This window comes from Pseudomonas sp. GM41(2012) (assembly GCF_000282315.2).
GTDB lineage: Bacteria > Pseudomonadota > Gammaproteobacteria > Pseudomonadales > Pseudomonadaceae > Aquipseudomonas.
Map to the genome: position 1 here is coordinate 706,847 of NZ_AKJN02000008.1, position 18,802 is coordinate 725,648.

At 59.0% G+C, this 18,802-nt stretch carries 16 protein-coding genes; 14 read left to right on the forward strand and 2 right to left on the reverse strand.

Annotated features, from left to right (window positions below; all coding sequences use genetic code 11):
* Positions 1-2: 2 nt before the first annotated feature.
* Positions 3-539 carry a retropepsin-like aspartic peptidase RloA gene (rloA, locus tag PMI27_RS05140; protein WP_008146333.1) on the reverse strand — a complete coding sequence of 179 codons (537 nt, stop codon included), beginning with the start codon at positions 537-539 and terminating at the stop codon, positions 3-5.
* 302 nt (positions 540-841) lie between these two features.
* Here rloA and PMI27_RS05135 point away from each other — a divergent pair, with 302 nt between their 5' ends.
* The 6 genes from PMI27_RS05135 (at position 842) to prpD (ending at position 9,516) form a co-directional block, all read left to right on the forward strand.
* Positions 842-1,561 (forward strand): GntR family transcriptional regulator, encoded by a 720-nt coding sequence (locus tag PMI27_RS05135; RefSeq protein WP_177327884.1) that lies wholly within the window; start codon positions 842-844, stop codon positions 1,559-1,561.
* Entirely contained in the window at positions 1,558-2,448 is an 891-nt protein-coding gene (gene prpB, locus PMI27_RS05130; protein WP_008146328.1) for a methylisocitrate lyase, read from the forward strand. The genes PMI27_RS05135 and prpB overlap by 4 nt, the downstream gene beginning before the upstream one ends.
* A gap of 139 nt (positions 2,449-2,587) precedes the next feature.
* Positions 2,588-3,715 carry a bifunctional 2-methylcitrate synthase/citrate synthase gene (gene prpC, locus PMI27_RS05125; RefSeq protein WP_008146326.1) on the forward strand — a complete coding sequence of 376 codons (1,128 nt, stop codon included), beginning with the start codon at positions 2,588-2,590 and terminating at the stop codon, positions 3,713-3,715.
* Positions 3,716-3,900: 185 nt separating this feature from the next.
* Positions 3,901-6,495 (forward strand): Fe/S-dependent 2-methylisocitrate dehydratase AcnD, encoded by a 2,595-nt coding sequence (gene acnD / locus PMI27_RS05120; RefSeq protein ID WP_008146323.1) that lies wholly within the window; start codon positions 3,901-3,903, stop codon positions 6,493-6,495.
* A gap of 54 nt (positions 6,496-6,549) precedes the next feature.
* Positions 6,550-7,740 carry a 2-methylaconitate cis-trans isomerase PrpF gene (gene prpF / locus PMI27_RS05115; protein ID WP_008146321.1) on the forward strand — a complete coding sequence of 397 codons (1,191 nt, stop codon included), beginning with the start codon at positions 6,550-6,552 and terminating at the stop codon, positions 7,738-7,740.
* A 291-nt stretch (positions 7,741-8,031) separates the two neighbouring features.
* Positions 8,032-9,516, forward strand: coding sequence for a 2-methylcitrate dehydratase (prpD, locus tag PMI27_RS05110; protein ID WP_008146319.1), 1,485 nt, complete (start codon positions 8,032-8,034; stop codon positions 9,514-9,516).
* 144 nt (positions 9,517-9,660) lie between these two features.
* Here the strand turns inward: prpD and ppsR are convergent, their stop codons facing one another.
* Positions 9,661-10,479, reverse strand: coding sequence for a posphoenolpyruvate synthetase regulatory kinase/phosphorylase PpsR (gene ppsR, locus PMI27_RS05105; protein WP_008146317.1), 819 nt, complete (start codon positions 10,477-10,479; stop codon positions 9,661-9,663).
* Between the two features lie 174 nt (positions 10,480-10,653).
* On the opposite strand from ppsR, the gene ppsA reads away from it, so the two are divergent.
* The 8 genes from ppsA to PMI27_RS05065 all read left to right on the forward strand — a co-directional run bounded on the left by ppsA (position 10,654) and on the right by PMI27_RS05065 (position 18,782).
* A complete protein-coding gene (gene ppsA, locus PMI27_RS05100; protein WP_008146314.1) occupies positions 10,654-13,029 on the forward strand; it encodes a phosphoenolpyruvate synthase in 2,376 nt (791 codons plus the stop codon).
* Between the two features lie 166 nt (positions 13,030-13,195).
* Positions 13,196-14,185, forward strand: coding sequence for an alpha/beta fold hydrolase (locus tag PMI27_RS05095; protein WP_008146312.1), 990 nt, complete (start codon positions 13,196-13,198; stop codon positions 14,183-14,185).
* A gap of 121 nt (positions 14,186-14,306) precedes the next feature.
* On the forward strand, positions 14,307-14,798 hold the full coding sequence (rraA, locus tag PMI27_RS05090; RefSeq protein WP_008146309.1) for a ribonuclease E activity regulator RraA: 492 nt from the start codon (positions 14,307-14,309) through the stop codon (positions 14,796-14,798).
* Positions 14,799-14,824: 26 nt separating this feature from the next.
* Entirely contained in the window at positions 14,825-15,820 is a 996-nt protein-coding gene (locus PMI27_RS05085) for a zinc transporter ZntB (protein WP_008146306.1), read from the forward strand.
* Positions 15,821-15,883: 63 nt separating this feature from the next.
* Positions 15,884-16,132 carry a hypothetical protein gene (locus PMI27_RS05080; RefSeq protein ID WP_008146303.1) on the forward strand — a complete coding sequence of 83 codons (249 nt, stop codon included), beginning with the start codon at positions 15,884-15,886 and terminating at the stop codon, positions 16,130-16,132.
* 2 nt (positions 16,133-16,134) lie between these two features.
* Positions 16,135-16,959 (forward strand): mechanosensitive ion channel family protein, encoded by an 825-nt coding sequence (locus PMI27_RS05075; RefSeq protein ID WP_008027407.1) that lies wholly within the window; start codon positions 16,135-16,137, stop codon positions 16,957-16,959.
* A 90-nt stretch (positions 16,960-17,049) separates the two neighbouring features.
* Positions 17,050-17,640, forward strand: coding sequence for an RNA polymerase sigma factor SigX (gene sigX, locus PMI27_RS05070; RefSeq protein ID WP_008146300.1), 591 nt, complete (start codon positions 17,050-17,052; stop codon positions 17,638-17,640).
* 107 nt (positions 17,641-17,747) lie between these two features.
* Positions 17,748-18,782, forward strand: coding sequence for an OmpA family protein (locus PMI27_RS05065; protein ID WP_008146296.1), 1,035 nt, complete (start codon positions 17,748-17,750; stop codon positions 18,780-18,782).
* Positions 18,783-18,802: the final 20 nt, after the last annotated feature.

Genomic DNA, 18,802 nt, shown 5'->3' on the forward strand with positions numbered 1-18,802 from the left:
AATTACTCTGCGGTATGAGCGTCGGTGGCGCAGGCGGGTTTGCCAGCAGCGTATTTAAGACTGGGGTCGACCAGCGCATCGAAGCGTTTCAGCGCTTCGGAACCGATCAGGAGCGGGTATTGGAAGGCGCTGCGGTCGGTCAAGTTCACTTCGATACTGCGTAAAGCCGAACCCATGCAGATATTCAGCTCGATCACCGGACGGGCGGTGTACTTCTTGCCTTCTTCCGGGTCGTAGTCGCCGGCCCTGCGCTTGATCTTGCTGACGCGGGCCAGTGGCCGTTCGATCGGGTGCGAGTGCGCAGCGTCGATGGCCAGATAGAAGCGCACCCAGGATTCGCCATTGCGTTTGAAACGTTTGATGTCACGGGCACTCAGGGAAGCGGTTTTCGCCCCGGTGTCGAGTTTGGCGGCGACTTCCAGGTCGATGCCGTCCAGGGAGGCGTACTCGTTGAGGCCGTAGACAGTCTTTTCCCCCGCCGCGGCGAAACCGGGCAGGCAAAGAAGATAAAGGAAGGTGGGGAAGGGCTTGAGTCTCATAAATCCTGGTGCGCAGCGGTCCGTACTTCTATTCAAGGCCCTGGCATCGCTGCGCAAGCTCCCTCGTATGCCTATCAACTGTTTATGACAGGCAGTGCAGATGTCACAAACAAATGCGGCCGGCATTCTAGCACGGTGGTTTTATGGCGCCACCGCTGGCGGGCGGCTATAAACAGCTGTGCTGCTTTGTTATGGTGCAGCCGGTTATTAGACGATTGTCGACAATACCGATTTTCTCTTTGACTATTCGACCTGTATTCGCTAGTTTTTGCGGCATCCGCTTACAAGGTGTCGACAATATGTTGGATCAACTCGATCCCCCGGTCATTGCCCAAGACGATTCAGAGACTCTTTCCGAGAACGTCTTCCGGCGCATTCAGGCGGCCATCGTCAAGGGTGAGATCGCCCCGGGCAGCAAGATCTCCGAGCCGGAACTGGCGCGCACCTATGGCATCAGCCGCGGGCCGTTGCGTGAGGCGATCCACCGGCTGGAAGGCCAGCGCCTGCTGGTTCGCGTGCCGCACGTCGGGGCGCGGGTGGTTTCGTTGAGCCATGCCGAGCTGCTGGAACTCTACGAAATCCGCGAATCCCTCGAAGGCATGGCCTGCCGTCTGGCGGCCGAACGCATGACGCTCGAAGAAATCGACGAACTGCGCCGGGTCCTCGAAACCCATGAGCGCGATGCGGCGTTTCAGGCCGGCGTCGGCTACTACCAGCAGGAAGGCGATTTCGACTTCCATTACCGAATCATCCAGGGCAGCGGCAACCGCACCCTGACGCAGATGCTCTGCGGCGAGCTCTATCAACTGGTGCGCATGTACCGCATCCAGTTTTCCACCACGCCCAATCGTCCGCGTCAGGCCTTTGCCGAGCACCACCGAATTCTCGACGCCATCGCCGACCGTGACGGTGAGCTAGCCGAGTTGTTGATGCGCCGCCACATCGGCGCCTCCAAACGCAATATCGCTCGTCACTACCAGGACGGCGCCAACCAGACAGCCACTGAACGAGGTGAGTCATGAGTTCCAACAAGAGCACTCCAGGCCAGCGATTCCGCGATGCGGTCGCCAGCGAACATCCGCTGCAAGTGGTCGGCGCGATCAACGCCAATCACGCGCTGCTGGCCAAGCGCGCCGGTTTCAAGGCTATTTATTTGTCGGGTGGCGGGGTGGCTGCCGGCTCCCTCGGCGTGCCGGACCTGGGCATCACCGGTCTGGATGACGTGCTGACCGACGTGCGCCGCATCACTGACGTTTGCGACCTGCCGCTGCTGGTGGACGTGGACACCGGTTTCGGCTCCTCGGCGTTCAACGTCGCGCGCACCGTCAAGTCGATGATCAAGTTCGGCGCGGCGGCGATTCACATCGAAGACCAGGTCGGCGCCAAGCGCTGCGGTCACCGTCCTAATAAAGAGATCGTGTCCCTGCAGGAAATGGTCGATCGCATCAAGGCAGCCGTCGATGCGCGTACCGATGACAGCTTCGTGATCATGGCCCGTACCGACGCCCTCGCAGTGGAAGGTCTGGAATCCGCTTTGGATCGCGCCGCCGCGTGCATCGAGGCCGGCGCCGACATGATTTTCCCGGAAGCCATCACCGAACTGGACATGTACAAGCTGTTCGCCAGCCGCGTGAAAGCGCCGATCCTGGCCAACATCACCGAATTCGGCGCGACGCCGCTGTACACCACCGAGCAACTCGCCGCTGCCGATGTATCGCTGGTGCTGTACCCGCTGTCGGCGTTCCGCGCGATGAACAAAGCCGCCGAAAACGTCTACACCGCGATCCGCCGCGATGGCACACAACAGAACGTCATCGACACCATGCAGACGCGCATGGAGCTTTACGATCGCATCGACTACCACACCTTCGAGCAGAAGCTCGATGCGTTGTTCGCCGCGAAGAAATAATGAAAGCCCTGTAGGAGCGAAGCTTGCTCGCGAAAGCGGTGTATCAGACGACATTAATGTTGAATGGCAGTCCGTCTTCGCGAGCAAGCTTCGCTCCTACAAGTTTCCCTAACAAATTCAAGAAAAACTGGAGACAGCAATGGCCGAAGCAAAAGTACTCAGTGGCGCCGGGCTCCGTGGCCAGGTTGCCGGGCAAACCGCACTGTCCACCGTGGGCCAGTCGGGCGCAGGCCTGACCTATCGTGGCTACGACGTTCGCGAACTGGCGGCTGACGCACAGTTCGAAGAAGTGGCCTACCTGCTGCTTTACGGTGAACTGCCGACCCAAACCCAACTCGCCGCTTACATCAGCAAACTGGGCAAGCTGCGCGACCTGCCGCAAGCGCTGAAAGAAGTGCTGGAACGCATCCCCGCCGACGCCCACCCGATGGACGTGATGCGCACCGGTTGCTCGTTCCTGGGCAACATCGAGCCGGAGAAAGACTTCTCCGAACAACACGACGTGACTGACCGCCTGCTGGCCGCATTCCCGGCGATCATGTGCTACTGGTATCGCTTCAGCCATGACGGCAAACGCATCAGCTGCGTGAGCGACGAACCATCCATCGGCGGCCACTTCCTGCACCTGCTGCACGACAAGAAGCCGAGCGAGTTGCACGTCAAAGTGATGAACGTTTCGCTGATCCTCTACGCGGAGCACGAGTTCAACGCCTCGACGTTCACCGCACGGGTTTGCGCCTCGACCCTGTCGGACATGTATTCCTGCGTCACGGCCGCCATTGGCTCGCTGCGTGGTCCGCTGCATGGCGGCGCCAACGAAGCGGCGATGGAAATGATCGAGCGCTTCAGCTCGCCGGAAGAGGCGATCAAAGGCACCCTCGGCATGCTCGAGCGCAAGGACAAGATCATGGGCTTCGGTCACGCGATCTATAAGGACAACGATCCGCGCAACGAGGTGATCAAGGGCTGGTCGAAAAAACTCGCCGACGAAGTGGGCGACACCGTGTTGTTCCCGGTTTCCGAAGCCATCGACAAGACCATGTGGGAGCAGAAAAAACTGTTCCCGAACGCCGACTTCTACCATGCGTCGACGTACCACTTCATGGGCATCCCGACCAAGTTGTTCACCCCGATTTTCGTCTGCTCGCGCCTGACCGGCTGGGCGGCGCACGTGTTCGAACAACGTGCCAACAACCGCATCATCCGCCCGAGTGCCGAGTACGTCGGCGTCGAACAGCGCAAGTTCGTGCCAATCGAACAACGCTGAATGGTGAAGGCCGGCTGAACCGGGAACCTGTAGGAGCCGAGCTTGCTCGCGATGACGGACTGACATTCAACATCGATGTCGACTGATACACCGCTATCGCGAGCAAGCTCGGCTCCTACAGGGAACCGGTCTCAATTCAAATGCCAGGCCCCACCTTTTGAAACTACCGTGACCGAGTCCTGACGATGAATACTGAATTCCGTAAACCGCTGCCCGGCAGCCATCTGGATTACTTCGACGTCCGCGCGGCTGTCGAGGCCATCCAGCCCGGCGCCTACGACACTCTGCCGTACACCTCTCGCGTGCTGGCGGAAAACCTGGTGCGTCGCTGCGACCCGGCCACGCTCACCGAATCCCTGAAGCAATTCATCGAGCGCAAACGCGACCTCGACTTCCCATGGTTCCCGGCCCGCGTGGTGTGCCACGACATTCTCGGCCAGACCGCGCTGGTCGACCTCGCCGGCCTGCGTGACGCCATCGCTTTGCAAGGTGGCGACCCGGCTCAAGTGAACCCGGTGGTGCCGACGCAATTGATCGTCGATCACTCCCTGGCCGTCGAGCGCGGTGGTTTCGATCCGGAGGCGTTCGAGAAGAACCGCGCCATCGAAGACCGTCGCAACGAAGACCGTTTCCACTTCATCAACTGGACCAAAAAGGCCTTCAAGAACGTTGATGTGATCCCGCCGGGCAACGGGATCATGCACCAGATCAACCTGGAGAAAATGTCTCCGGTGATCCAGGTGCGCGACGGCGTGGCATTTCCCGACACTTGCGTCGGCACCGACAGCCACACCCCGCACGTCGATGCACTGGGCGTGATCGCCATCGGTGTCGGCGGCCTGGAAGCTGAAAGCGTGATGCTCGGCCGCGCGTCGTGGATGCGTCTGCCGGAAAGCGTCGGCGTCGAATTGACGGGCAAGCTGCAACCGGGCATCACCGCCACCGACATGGTGCTGGCGCTGACCGAGTTCCTGCGTCAGCAAAAAGTCGTCGGTGCCTGGCTGGAGTTCTTCGGCGAAGGCGCCTCCGCACTGACCCTGGGCGACCGTGCGACCATTTCCAACATGGCCCCGGAATACGGCGCCACCGCCGCGATGTTCTACATCGACCAGCAGACCATCGACTACCTGAAACTCACCGGCCGTGAAGACGAGCAAGTGCAGTTGGTCGAGAACTACGCCAAGACCACAGGCCTGTGGGCTGACAGCTTGAAGAATGCGCAATACGAGCGTGGGTTGACCTTCAACCTGTCCTCGGTGGTGCGCAACATGGCCGGCCCGAGCAACCCGCACGCCCGCGTTGCGACCTCGGATCTCGCCGCCCAAGGTATCTCTGGCCAGTGGACCGAAGTGCCCGGCCAGATGCCGGACGGCGCGGTAATCATCGCCGCCATCACCAGTTGCACCAACACCAGCAACCCGCGCAACGTCATCGCCGCCGGTCTGCTGGCGCGCAATGCCAACAAGCTCGGGCTGACCCGCAAACCGTGGGTCAAATCGTCCCTGGCACCGGGTTCGAAAACCGTGGCGCTGTACCTGGATGAAGCCGGCCTGACCACCGAACTGGAGCAACTCGGCTTCGGCATCGTCGCCTTCGCTTGCACCACCTGCAACGGCATGTCCGGCGCACTGGATCCGGTGATCCAGCAAGAGATCATTGACCGCGACCTGTACGCCACGGCGGTACTGTCCGGCAACCGCAACTTCGATGGCCGGATCCACCCGTACGCCAAGAATGCGTTCCTCGCTTCGCCGCCATTGGTCGTGGCTTACGCCATTGCCGGGACCATCCGTTTCGACATCGAAAAAGATGTGCTGGGTATGGTCGACGGCAAGGAAATCCGCCTGAAAGACATCTGGCCGAGCGACGAAGAAATCGACGCGGTGGTCAAGGCGTCGGTCAAGCCGGAGCAGTTCCGTCAGGTCTACATTCCGATGTTCGCCATCCACGAAGACACCGGTCCGAAAGTGACGCCGCTGTACGACTGGCGCGAGATGAGCACTTACATCCGCCGTCCGCCGTACTGGGAAGGCGCGCTGGCCGGGGCTCGTCCGCTCAAGGGCATGCGCCCGCTGGCGGTGCTGCCGGACAACATCACCACCGATCACCTGTCGCCTTCGAATGCGATCATGCTCGACAGCGCCGCCGGCGAATACCTGGCGAAAATGGGCTTGCCGGAAGAGGACTTCAACTCTTACGCAACCCACCGCGGCGACCACTTGACCGCGCAACGCGCCACCTTCGCCAACCCGAAACTGTTCAATGAAATGGTTCAGGAAAACGGCAAGGTCAAGCAGGGTTCGCTGGCTCGCGTCGAGCCGGAAGGCAAAGTGATGCGCATGTGGGAAGCCATCGAAACCTACATGGAACGCAAGCAGCCGCTGATCATCATCGCCGGTGCCGACTACGGTCAGGGTTCGTCCCGCGACTGGGCGGCCAAAGGCGTGCGTCTGGCGGGTGTGGAAGCGATTGCAGCCGAAGGCTTCGAGCGCATTCACCGCACCAACCTGGTGGGCATGGGCGTGTTGCCGCTGGAGTTCAAACCGGGCACCGACCGCAAGACATTGGGCATCGATGGCAGCGAAACCTACGACGTGATCGGTGAGCGCACCCCGCGTGCCGAGCTGACGCTGGTGATCAACCGCAAGAACGGCGAACGCGTCGAAGTGCCGGTGACCTGCCGCCTCGACACCGCCGAAGAAGTGTCGATCTATGAGGCCGGCGGCGTGCTGCAACGCTTCGCTCAGGACTTCCTCGAAGAATCGGCGGTTGCCGTTTAACACGATGAGTTCGGGCGGGGCCATGCGGTCCCGCTCGATCCTAAAAGGAACATCATGGCTCACGCACCTCAAATTAGAATCCCCGCCACCTACATGCGCGGCGGCACCAGTAAAGGCGTGTTCTTCAGCCTGAAAGACCTGCCTGAAGCGGCACAGGTTCCAGGCCCTGCGCGCGACGCTTTATTGCTGCGCGTGATCGGCAGCCCCGACCCGTACGACAAGCAAATCGACGGCATGGGCGGCGCGACCTCCAGCACCAGCAAAACCGTGATCCTGTCCAAAAGCATCAAGGCCGATCACGACGTCGATTACCTGTTCGGTCAGGTGTCCATCGACAAGCCTTTCGTCGATTGGAGCGGCAACTGCGGCAACCTGTCGGCGGCGGTCGGTTCGTTTGCCATCAGCAATGGTTTGGTGGACGCCAGCCGCATCCCGCACAACGGCGTTGCCGTGGTTCGCGTGTGGCAGGCCAACATCGGCAAGACCATCATCGCCCACGTGCCGATCACCAATGGTGAAGTGCAGGAGACCGGTGATTTCGAACTCGACGGCGTGACCTTTCCGGCCGCCGAAGTGCAGGTCGAATTCATGGACCCGGCGGCGGAAGAAGAGGGCGGCGGCGGTTCGATGTTTCCTACCGGCAACCTGGTGGATGACCTCGAAGTGCCTGGCGTCGGAACCTTCAAGGCGACCATGATCAATGCCGGTATTCCGACGATTTTCGTCAATGCCGAAGACATCGGTTACACCGGCACCGAGCTGCAAGGCGCGATCAACAGCGATCCGAAAGCGTTGCTGATGTTTGAAACCATTCGGGCTTACGGCGCATTGCGCATGGGCCTGATCAAGGATCTGGACGAAGCGGCCAAGCGTCAGCACACGCCTAAGGTGGCCTTTGTGGCCAAGCCTGCGGACTACGTTGCTTCGAGTGGTAAAGCGATTGCGGCGGGTGATATCGATCTGTTGGTGCGGGCGCTGTCCATGGGCAAATTGCACCACGCGATGATGGGCACTGCGGCCGTGGCGATTGGTACGGCGGCAGCGATTTCCGGCACGCTGGTGAACCTCGCCGCAGGCGGTATCGAACGCAATGCCGTGCGCTTTGGGCATCCGTCCGGCACCTTGCGTGTGGGTGCTGAAGCGAGCCAGGTGAACGGTGAATGGACCGTGAACAAAGCCATCATGAGCCGCAGTGCGCGGGTGTTGATGGAAGGTTACGTCCGCGTGCCGGGTGATTCGTTCTGATCTGAAAATCACCCCTCACCCCAACCCTCTCCCCAAGGGGGAGAGGGGGAAAGGGAGCCGATCTTCATGCTTTTCAAGGCCTGAGTTCGACTCTATATCTCAGGTCGATGTAGCTCGAAAGACAACTCGGTCGGCCCCCTCTCCCCTTTGGGGAGAGGGCTGGGGTGAGGGGGCGATGCAACTGAAAACACACACAGCAAGCAGGCACCCCAGACCTGCAAAAAAACCAACCCAACCTGCCGCTGAGGAAACACCACAACCCATCATTCCTTCATTGGAGTAACCCCCCAAATGAGCACCAACGTCGACCAGAACAACCGCCCCGACTACGACACGGTCCTGCAGGACATTGCCGACTACGTCCTCAACTTCAAGATCCAGTCCGCCGAAGCCCTCGACACCGCACGCAACTGCCTGATGGACACGTTGGGTTGCGGCCTGCTGGCCCTGCGCTTCCCCGAATGCACCAAACACCTCGGCCCCATGGTGGAAGGCACCGTCGTCCCGTTTGGCGCGCGTGTCCCCGGCACCAGTTATCGCCTCGACCCGGTCAAGGCGGCGTGGGACATCGGCTGCATCGTGCGCTGGCTCGACTACAACGACACCTGGCTCGCCGCCGAGTGGGGCCATCCGTCCGATAACCTCGGCGGCATTCTCGCGGTGGCCGATCACTTGTCGCAAAAGCGCCTGGCCAATGGCGATGCACCGCTGACCGTTCGCGCGGTGCTCGAAGCCATGATCATGGCTCACGAAATCCAGGGCGTGATCGCGCTGGAAAACTCCTTCAATCGCGTAGGCCTGGATCACGTCATCCTGGTGAAAGTCGCCTCGACCGCTGTGACCGCCAAGCTGATGGGCGCCAATCGCGAGCAGTTGTTGTCCGCATTGTCCCATGCGTTCGCCGACGGTCAGGCGCTGCGCACTTACCGTCATGCGCCGAATGCCGGATCGCGTAAATCCTGGGCGGCCGGCGACGCGTCCAGCCGTGGCGTGCGGCTGGCGGACATCGCAATGCGTGGCGAAATGGGCATCCCCGGCGTACTCACCGCGAAACAATGGGGCTTTTACGACGTGCTGTTCAGCCACACCAACAACGACCTGGCGCTCAAGCCAGAAGACAAGCGCGCGTTCAGCTTCTCCCGGAAGTACGGCAGCTACGTGATGGAAAACGTGCTGTTCAAGATCAGCTTTCCGGCCGAGTTCCACGCGCAAACGGCCTGCGAAGCGGCGGTGACTCTGCATCCGCAAGTCAGAAATCGCCTGCACGAAATCGACAAGATCGTCATCACCACCCACGAATCGGCGATCCGCATCATTTCCAAGGTCGGCCCGCTGGCCAATGCTGCGGACCGTGACCATTGCATTCAGTACATGACAGCCGTGCCGCTGGCGTTCGGCAATCTGGTGGCCGAGCAGTACGAGGACGACTTCCACGCGGCGCATCCGATCATCGACGTGCTGCGCGAAAAAATGGTCATCGTCGAAGACCCGCGCTACACCCGCGAATACCTGGAAGCCGATAAGCGCTCCATCGCCAATGCGATACAGGTGTTCTTCAAGGACGGCTCCAGCACAGAAAACGTGTTGGTGGAGTACCCGATCGGCCATCGCCGTCGCCGCACCGACGGCATTCCGCTACTGGAAGACAAATTCAAGGCGAACCTGGCGACGCGCTTCACCGCCCAGCGCAGCGCCGAGATCTTTGCGTTGTGCAAGGATCAGGCAGCGCTTGAGGCGACACCGGTGAACAGGTTTGTCGACCTGTTCGTAATCTGACGCAAATCCCTGTAGGAGCATGGCTTGCCCGCGATGGTGCCCTCAAGATCGCCATCGCGGGCAAGCCATGCTCCTACAAGGGGGCACGTACATCCTGTAGGAGCAAGGCTTGCCCGCGATAGCGGCCTGACAGGCGCTACAGAGCTACTTGAACCGCCGCTCCACACCTTTCTCCACCAGAATCTTCGCCGAAATCTCTTCCACCGAAAAATGTGTGGAATTGATGTGCGCAATGTTCTCGCGGCGGAACAGATTCTCCACCTCGCGCACTTCGAATTCGCACTGGGCGTAGCTCGAATAGCGGCTGTTGGGCTTGCGCTCGTTGCGGATCGCGGTGAGGCGGTCCGGGTCGATGGTCAGGCCGAACAGTTTGTGCTGGTGGGCACGCAGGGTTGCTGGCAATTGCAGGCGTTCCATGTCGTCTTCGGTCAGCGGATAGTTGGCCGCGCGGATGCCAAATTGCATGGCCATGTACAGGCACGTCGGCGTCTTGCCACATCGCGACACGCCCACTAGGATCAGGTCCGCCTTGTCGTAATAATGCGTGCGAGCACCGTCGTCGTTGTCGAGGGCGAAGTTCACTGCCTCGATCCGCTCCATGTAATTGGAGTTGCTGCCAATCGAGTGGGACTTGCCGACGGTGTAGGAAGAATGCTCGGTCAATTCCTGTTCAAGAGGCGCCAGAAAGGTCGAGAAAATGTCGATCATGAAACCATTGGACGTTGCGAGGATCTCACGGATGTCCTGATTGACAATGGTGTCGAAGATGATCGGCCGAAAACCATCGTTTTCAGCGGCTTTGTTGATTTGTTGTACCATGACCCGCGCTTTATCCGCGTTGTCGATGTACGGCTTTGTGAATTTGCTGAAGGTAATGTTTTCGAACTGCGCCAGGAGGCTTTGACCCAGGGTTTCGGCTGTAATGCCGGTACCATCGGAGATAAAGAAAGCAGATCGTTTCATTTGCACCTTGGGCCTTAAGCTAGTGACGAATCTTGGATATGATAGGCGCGATTTGCTGGCCGCCAGTGGCCTGCATTCTCACTTATTTTCCAGGTCCAGGCCATACAGCTGGCAAACGCTCCATAGAGCAGCCGGCTTCTGAGCTTTTCCAACACAGTTAGTGGAGAGATCACCTTGGTAGAGTACGTAGTTTCCCTCGATAAGCTCGGCGTCCATGATGTAGAGCACGTAGGGGGCAAGAACGCATCCCTGGGCGAGATGATCAGTAACCTTGCAGGTGCCGGTGTATCGGTGCCCGGTGGCTTCGCCACGACAGCTCAGGCTTATCGTGATTTTCTCGAGCTGAGCGGCCTGAACGATCAGATCCATGCCGCCCTCGACGCCCTGGACGTCGACGATGTCAATGCCCTGGCCAAGACCGGCGCCCAGATCCGTCAATGGATCATGGAAGCCGAATTCCCCGAGAAGCTCAACGCCGAGATCCGCACCGCGTTCGCCACGCTGTCGGCCGGCAACCCTGACATGGCTGTGGCCGTGCGCTCTTCCGCTACCGCCGAAGACCTGCCGGACGCTTCCTTTGCCGGTCAGCAGGAAACCTTCCTGAACATCCGTGGTGTCGAAAACGTTATTCGCGCCGCCAAAGAGGTGTTCGCTTCGCTGTTCAACGACCGCGCGATTTCCTACCGCGTCCACCAGGGTTTCGACCACAAGCTGGTAGCCCTGTCGGCCGGCGTGCAGCGCATGGTCCGCTCCGAAACCGGCACCGCCGGCGTGATGTTCACCCTCGATACCGAATCGGGCTTCCGTGACGTGGTGTTCATCACCGGCGCCTACGGCCTGGGTGAAACCGTCGTACAAGGCGCGGTGAACCCGGATGAGTTCTACGTCCACAAAGGCACGCTGGCAGCCGGTCGTCCGGCCATCCTGCGTCGCAACCTGGGCAGCAAAGCCATCAAGATGATCTACGGCGAAGTCGCCACGGCCGGTAAGTCGGTCAAGACCATCGACGTCGACAAGGCTGATCGCGCACGTTTCTGCCTGACCGACGCCGAAGTCAGCGAACTGGCCAAGCAAGCGATGATCATCGAGAAGCACTACAAGTGCCCGATGGACATCGAATGGGCCAAAGACGGCGACGACGGCAAGCTCTACATCGTTCAGGCCCGTCCTGAAACCGTGAAGAGCCGCACCCAGGCCAACGTCATGGAACGTTACCTGTTGAAAGAAACCGGCACCGTGCTGGTTGAAGGTCGCGCCATCGGCCAGCGCATCGGCGCCGGCAAGGTCCGCATCATCAAGGACGTGTCCGAGATGGACAAAGTCCAGCCAGGCGACGTTCTGGTCTCCGACATGACCGACCCGGACTGGGAACCGGTCATGAAGCGCGCCAGCGCCATTGTCACCAACCGTGGCGGCCGTACCTGCCACGCGGCGATCATCGCTCGCGAGCTGGGCATCCCGGCCGTGGTCGGTTGCGGCAACGCCACCCAGCTGTTGAAAGATGGCCAGGGCGTGACCGTTTCCTGCGCTGAAGGCGACACCGGTTACATCTTCGAAGGCGAACTGGGCTTCGACATCAAGAAAAACTCCGTGGACGCCATGCCTGATCTGCCGTTCAAGATCATGATGAACGTCGGCAACCCGGATCGTGCATTCGACTTCGCGCAGTTGCCGAACGCCGGTGTAGGCCTGGCCCGTCTGGAATTCATCATCAACCGCATGATCGGCGTGCATCCCAAGGCGCTGCTGAACTACGCCGGGCTGCCGCAGGACATCAAGGACAGCGTCGACAAGCGCATCGCCGGTTACGACGATCCGGTTGGCTTCTATGTCGAGAAGCTGGTTGAAGGCATCAGTACCCTGGCCGCTGCGTTCACCCCGAAAAAGGTCATCGTGCGTCTGTCGGACTTCAAGTCCAACGAATACGCCAACCTGATCGGCGGCAAGCTCTACGAGCCGGAAGAAGAAAACCCGATGCTGGGCTTCCGTGGCGCTTCGCGTTATATCAGCGAATCGTTCCGTGACTGCTTCGAACTCGAGTGCCGCGCCCTCAAGCGTGTGCGCAACGAGATGGGTCTGACCAACGTCGAAATCATGGTGCCATTCGTCCGTACCCTCGGCGAAGCCAGCCAGGTCATCGACCTGTTGGCGGAGAACGGTCTGAAGCGCGGCGAAAACGGTCTGCGCATCATCATGATGTGCGAACTGCCGTCCAACGCGATCCTCGCTGAAGAATTCCTCGAGTTCTTTGACGGCTTCTCCATCGGTTCCAACGACCTGACCCAGCTGACCCTGGGCCTGGACCGTGACTCCGGGATCATCGCGCACCTGTTTGACGAGCGTAATCCGGCGGTCAAGAAGCTGCTGGCCAACGCGATTCAGGCCTGCAACAAGGCTGGCAAGTACATCGGCATTTGCGGTCAGGGTCCTTCGGACCACCCTGATCTGGCCAAATGGCTGATGGAGCAGGGCATCGAAAGCGTGTCGTTGAACCCCGATTCCGTACTGGAAACCTGGTTCTTCCTGGCTGAAGGTCAGGCTCCGGCTTGATGGTGTGAGTGAAAGGGCCACTCACTGTAGGAGCAAGGCTTGCCCGCGATGGCGTCTTCAAAATCGCTATCGCCAGCAAGCTGTGCTCCTGCAGGGGGTAGTCGTTTTCTGAGATTGAAGTAGGGCGGGCTCCTCTGGAAGCCGCCCTTTTTTGTGCAAGAGCATTATGCAAAGCAGCAGCAACCTATTTCCTGTCGCCCTGATCAGCGCCGAGCGGCGCGGCGATCTGAGCGAAGACGTCTATCGTCTGAAACCCGGCAACAGCCCTGACGGCACCGTCGAACTGGCTGTGACACGCCTGGGCATGGCGGATGGCTCAGACGCGCGTGGCGTTCCGGTTATTTTGCTTCACGGCAGCTTTTCCAATCGCCGGTTCTGGTTTTCCCCAAAGGGGCTTGGACTGGGCGCCTACCTGACGCGTCTGGGATTCGATGTATGGATTCCCGAAATGCGTGGCCATGGCCTGTCCCAGCGCAACCAGAACTACCGCAAGAATCGTGTTGCCGACTACGCCCGTTACGATTTGCCAGCCATTGGCGCGTTCGTGCGCGAGCAGAGCGGCCAGATCCCGCACTGGATCGGGCACTCGCTGGGCGGGATTACCCTGGCAGCGGCATTGGGGGGTGAGTACATCGGCGAGCCGGTGGTGGCTTCCGCGGCGTTTTTCGGTACTCAAATCAGCCGCACCTATTGGCCATTGAAAATTCCGCCGGTGGAGTGGAGCGGGCGCTTCATTCTCAAACGCTTTGCCCAGTTGTCTGGTTCACGGCTCAAGCGCGGCCCGGAGGACGAGCCTATTGGCCTGGCCCTGGAAAGCATGCGCTGGTATGGCCTGTTCGGGCGCTTCGGCGATGCCGACAAGGATTGGTGGGCCGGATTGGCTGACGTTCAGTTGCCGGTATTGGCCGTGAGTGCCGCCGGTGACCATCAGGACCCGACCTGGGCTTGTCGCAAGCTGTTCGATCAGGTGGGTTCCGAGCATAAGCAATTCATCAGCCTGGGTCGCGAGCAGGGCTTTGGCGATAATTTCGGTCATGTGGAGATGCTCGTCAGCAAGTCTGCGCAGACTGAAGTCTGGCCGTTGGTGGCGCGCTGGTTGGCAGATCAGCAAACGCCATTGCTGGGTGGAAAACCGGATCTGGCTGCGGCGGTATGAGCCTGATGCTCTAACAAGGGCATTTCGCTCCGTTCGGCTTGCGGCTAAGATATGACGCATTGAGCTTTTCTGGTCACTTTGCGACATCCTCGATTGTCTTCCTCTCTACAGGAGTTTCTCGATGAACCATTACATCACGCCTGACCTTTGCGACGCCTATCCGGAGCTGGTGCAGGTGCTGGAACCGATGTTCAGCAATTTCGGCGGTCGTGATTCTTTCGGTGGCGAAATCGTGACCATCAAATGTTTCGAAGACAATTCGCGGGTCAAGGAGCAGGTCGAGCTGAAGGGGAATGGCAAGGTGCTGGTGGTCGACGGCGGCGGTTCCCTGCGTCATGCGTTGCTAGGTGACATGCTGGCCGAGAAAGCCGCGAAAAACGGTTGGGAAGGGCTGGTGATCTACGGTTGCATCCGCGACGTAGATATCATCGCGCAGACCGATCTGGGCGTTCAGGCCCTGGCCAGCCACCCGAGGAAATCCGACCGGCGCGGGCTCGGCGATCTCAACGTTGCGGTCACTTTTGCCGGTGTGACGTTCCACCCGGGCCACTACATCTATGCGGACAATAACGGCGTGATCATTTCGCCAAGCCCGCTGAAAATGCCTGAATAAAGCGCTGCACCAACAAAGGGGTGAGGATGTTCGAGGAAGAAAACGCGCAGTGGGGGCTGGTGCATGCCCTGGTGCTGGACGGTAAAGGCAGTGCGCGTTCGATAGCCCGGACTGAACTCGATGACTTGCAGCTGCAGGCCCATGAAAGCCTGTGGCTGCACTGGGATCGCAGTCACCCGCAAACCCAGACCTGGTTGCGACAATCCAGCGGTCTGAGCGAATTCAGCTGTGATCTTTTACTTGAAGAAAACACCCGTCCGCGTCTTGTACAGCTTTCGGACAGCGAACTGCTGCTATTTTTGCGTGGGGTCAACCTGAACCCGGGCGCCGAGCCGGAAGACATGGTCTCGGTGCGGATCTTCGCGTCGGCCCAGCGGGTCATTTCCCTGCGTTTGCGTCCATTGCGCGCCACCGATGAGTTGCTGCTGCAGCTCGCCGAAGGCAAAGGACCGAAAACGGCGTCAGAACTCATCCTTTATATGGCGCAATACCTCACCCACAAGGTGCAGGATCTGGTCAGCTGCCTCTCGGAAGTGGTCGATGAGGAAGAAGAAAAGCTGGATGCCGACGAACGGTATACACCCGAGCACGGAGCCGTTTTACAGATCCGGCGCAGGGCTGCTGCGTTGAAGCGCTTTCTCGCTCCGCAGCGGGACATTTTCGGTCAGCTGACGCGGATAAAGCTGCCCTGGTTCGTCGAAGATGATGGCAATTACTGGAACGAATTGAACAACAGCCTGACCCGATATCTCGAGGAGCTGGAATTGACCCGGGAGCGGGTGGGGTTGGTCCTCGAGGCCGAAGATAGACGTTTGAGCGTGCGAATGAACCGCACGATGTACCGCTTCGGGATCATCACCGGGATCTTTTTGCCGATGAGTTTTCTGACGGGTCTTCTGGGCATCAATGTCGGCGGGATTCCGTTCTCTGCAAGCCCCTATGGCTTCCTGATCGCGTGCCTGATGATGGTCTCGGTGGCGCTGGGGCAGTGGTGGTTATTCCGACGTTTGCGCTGGGTCTGAGGGTGAGCGATGTGACCCGAGCAAATTTGACCGCGTCTTTCACAGACATCACGAGAGGTGCGTATGCACGATCCGTTTGAACAGTCTTTGCGTGACATGCTCAAGGCATCACCGTCCACCCGGGACGATGATGCGTGCCTTGGGCGTGTACTGAAAACCGCCAACCGCCAGGTCGGCGCCGGTGATCTGTTCAGCCTGCTGGGCCGCTGGCTGCCCGCGCTGATGATCGCCCTGAATAACGGATCGGCCCATGTCGCTCCGGTTTCCCGCCACCGTAAACCTACCGTTCGCACTGCTGATAAGGCTGATTGAATATGGAACTTGATCTCTGGACTCAGAGCCTCGTCACTGCAATGACTGCGTTATGGACCAAGGTTGCAAATTTCATCCCGAACCTGTTCGGCGCACTGGTTGTGCTGCTGTTGGGTTTCGTCGTTGCGAAACTTTTGGACACTTTGCTGTCTAAGTTGCTCGCCAAGCTGGGGCTCGATCGCCTGATGGGCGGCACCGGTCTGACCAAATTGCTGTCCCGGGCCGGCCTTCAAGTGCCGATCTCAACCTTGATTGGCAAGATTGTCTATTGGTTCGTTCTGCTGATTTTTCTGGTTTCTGCCGCAGAATCCCTTGGACTTGAGCGAGTTTCGGCTACGCTTGACATGCTTGCGCTGTATTTGCCGAAAGTATTTGGCGCCGCGCTGGTGCTGCTGGTGGGTGTTTTGCTCGCGCAATTGGCCAATGGGCTGGTGCGTGGTGCAGCAGAGGGCGTAGGGCTGGACTACGCTGCGGGCCTGGGGAGAATTGCCCAGGGCCTGGTGATTATCATCAGTATTTCGGTCGCAATCAGCCAGTTGGAGGTCAAGACTGACCTGCTCAACCACGTGATTGTGATTGTTTTGATTACCGTTGGTCTGGCGGTTGCGCTGGCCATGGGGTTGGGAAGCCGGGAAATTGCCGGTCAGATTCTTGCGGGAATCTATGTGCGTGAGTTGTATCAGGTTGGGCAACAAGTGCGTGTTGGCGAGGTCGAAGGTCAGATCGAAGAGATCGGCACGGTTAAAACCACATTGCTGACCGATGAGGGGGAGCTAGTCTCTCTTTCCAATCGGATTCTCCTGGAACAGCATGTGAGTAGCCGCTAACCCGGCAAACCCTGCTAATGTATGCCGCCGCAAAAAATGCCCTGAAAAGGGTTGCGGCGGACATTGACCTGACTGTCGGCCCGACTTGTTTTGAATAAAGCTCAATCGCTGTCCACGCGCTACGACCCCCGCGAGCTCTCTGATGAGGAGTTGGTCGCGCGCTCGCATACCGAGCTGTTTCACGTAACGCGCGCCTATGAAGAACTGATGCGGCGTTACCAGCGAACATTATTTAACGTCTGTGCGCGGTATCTTGGGAACGATCGCGACGCAGACGATGTCTGTCAGGAAGTGATGTTGAAGGTGCTGTATGGCCTGAAGAACTTCGAGGGCAAATCGAAGTTCAAGACGTGGCTATATAGCATCACGTACAACGAGTGCATCACACAGTATCGGAAAGAACGGCGAAAGCGTCGCTTGATGGATGCTTTGAGTCTGGACCCCCTCGAGGAAGCGTCTGAAGAAAAGGCGCCGAAACCCGAGGATAAGGGTGGACTCGATCGCTGGTTAGTGTATGTGAACCCGATTGACCGTGAAATTCTGGTGCTACGATTTGTCGCAGAGCTGGAATTTCAAGAGATCGCGGATATCATGCACATGGGTTTGAGTGCGACAAAAATGCGTTACAAACGTGCTCTAGATAAATTGCGTGAGAAATTTGCAGGCATCGCTGAAACTTAGTTCGGCGCAAATATCTCTTACGTGTAGGCAAGTTCTGATAGACTTGCCGCCGAGTTGTCCCCCGGTTTGCGGGACTGCTTCACAATCACCAGATGGGGATTTAACGGATGAAACTGAAAAACACCTTGGGCTTGGCCATTGGTTCTTTGATTGCCGCCACTACGTTCGGCGCACTGGCACAAGGCCAAGGCGCAGTTGAAATCGAAGGCTTCGCCAAGAAAGAACAGTACGACAGCGATCGTGACTTCAAAAACAATGGCAACCTGTTTGGCGCTTCCGTAGGCTACTTCATCACCGACGACGTTGAACTGCGTCTGGCTTACGACGAAGTGCACAACGTGCGTTCCGATGACGGTCGTAACGTTAAGGGCGCTGATACCGCTCTGGACGCTCTGTACCACTTCAACAACCCAGGCGACATGGTCCGTCCATACGTTTCTGCCGGTTTCTCGGACCAGAGCATTGGCCAGAACGGCGGTGGCGGTCGTAACCGTTCCACCTTCGCCAACGTTGGTGGCGGTGCCAAGCTGTACTTCACCGAGAACTTCTACGCCCGTGCTGGCGTTGAAGCTCAATACAACATCGACCAGGGCGACACCGAGTGGGCTCCAAGCGTCGGTATCGGTGTGAACTTCGGTGGCGGCTCCAAGCCTGCTGCTGCTCCAGTTCCAGCACCAGCTGAAGTCTGCTCCGACAGCGACAACGATGGCGTTTGCGACAACGTTGACAAGTGCCCGGACACCCCAGCCAACGTAACTGTTGACGCTGATGGCTGCCCAGCAGTTGCTGAAGTTGTTCGTGTTGAGCTGGACGTGAAGTTCGACTTCGACAAGTCGGTAGTCAAGCCTAACAGCTACGGCGACATCAAAAACCTCGCTGACTTCATGAAGCAGTACCCATCCACCAACACTACTGTTGAAGGTCACACTGACTCCGTCGGTCCTGACGCTTACAACCAGAAACTGTCCGAGCGTCGTGCAAACGCCGTTAAACAAGTTCTGACCAACCAGTACGGTGTTTCTCCTTCCCGCGTTCAGTCTGTTGGCTACGGCGAATCCCGCCCAGTTGCTGACAACAAAACTGAAGCTGGTCGCGCTGTTAACCGTCGCGTAGAAGCGCAGGTTGAAGCTCCAGCTAAGTAATTAGCTCGCAGCTCTGAGAA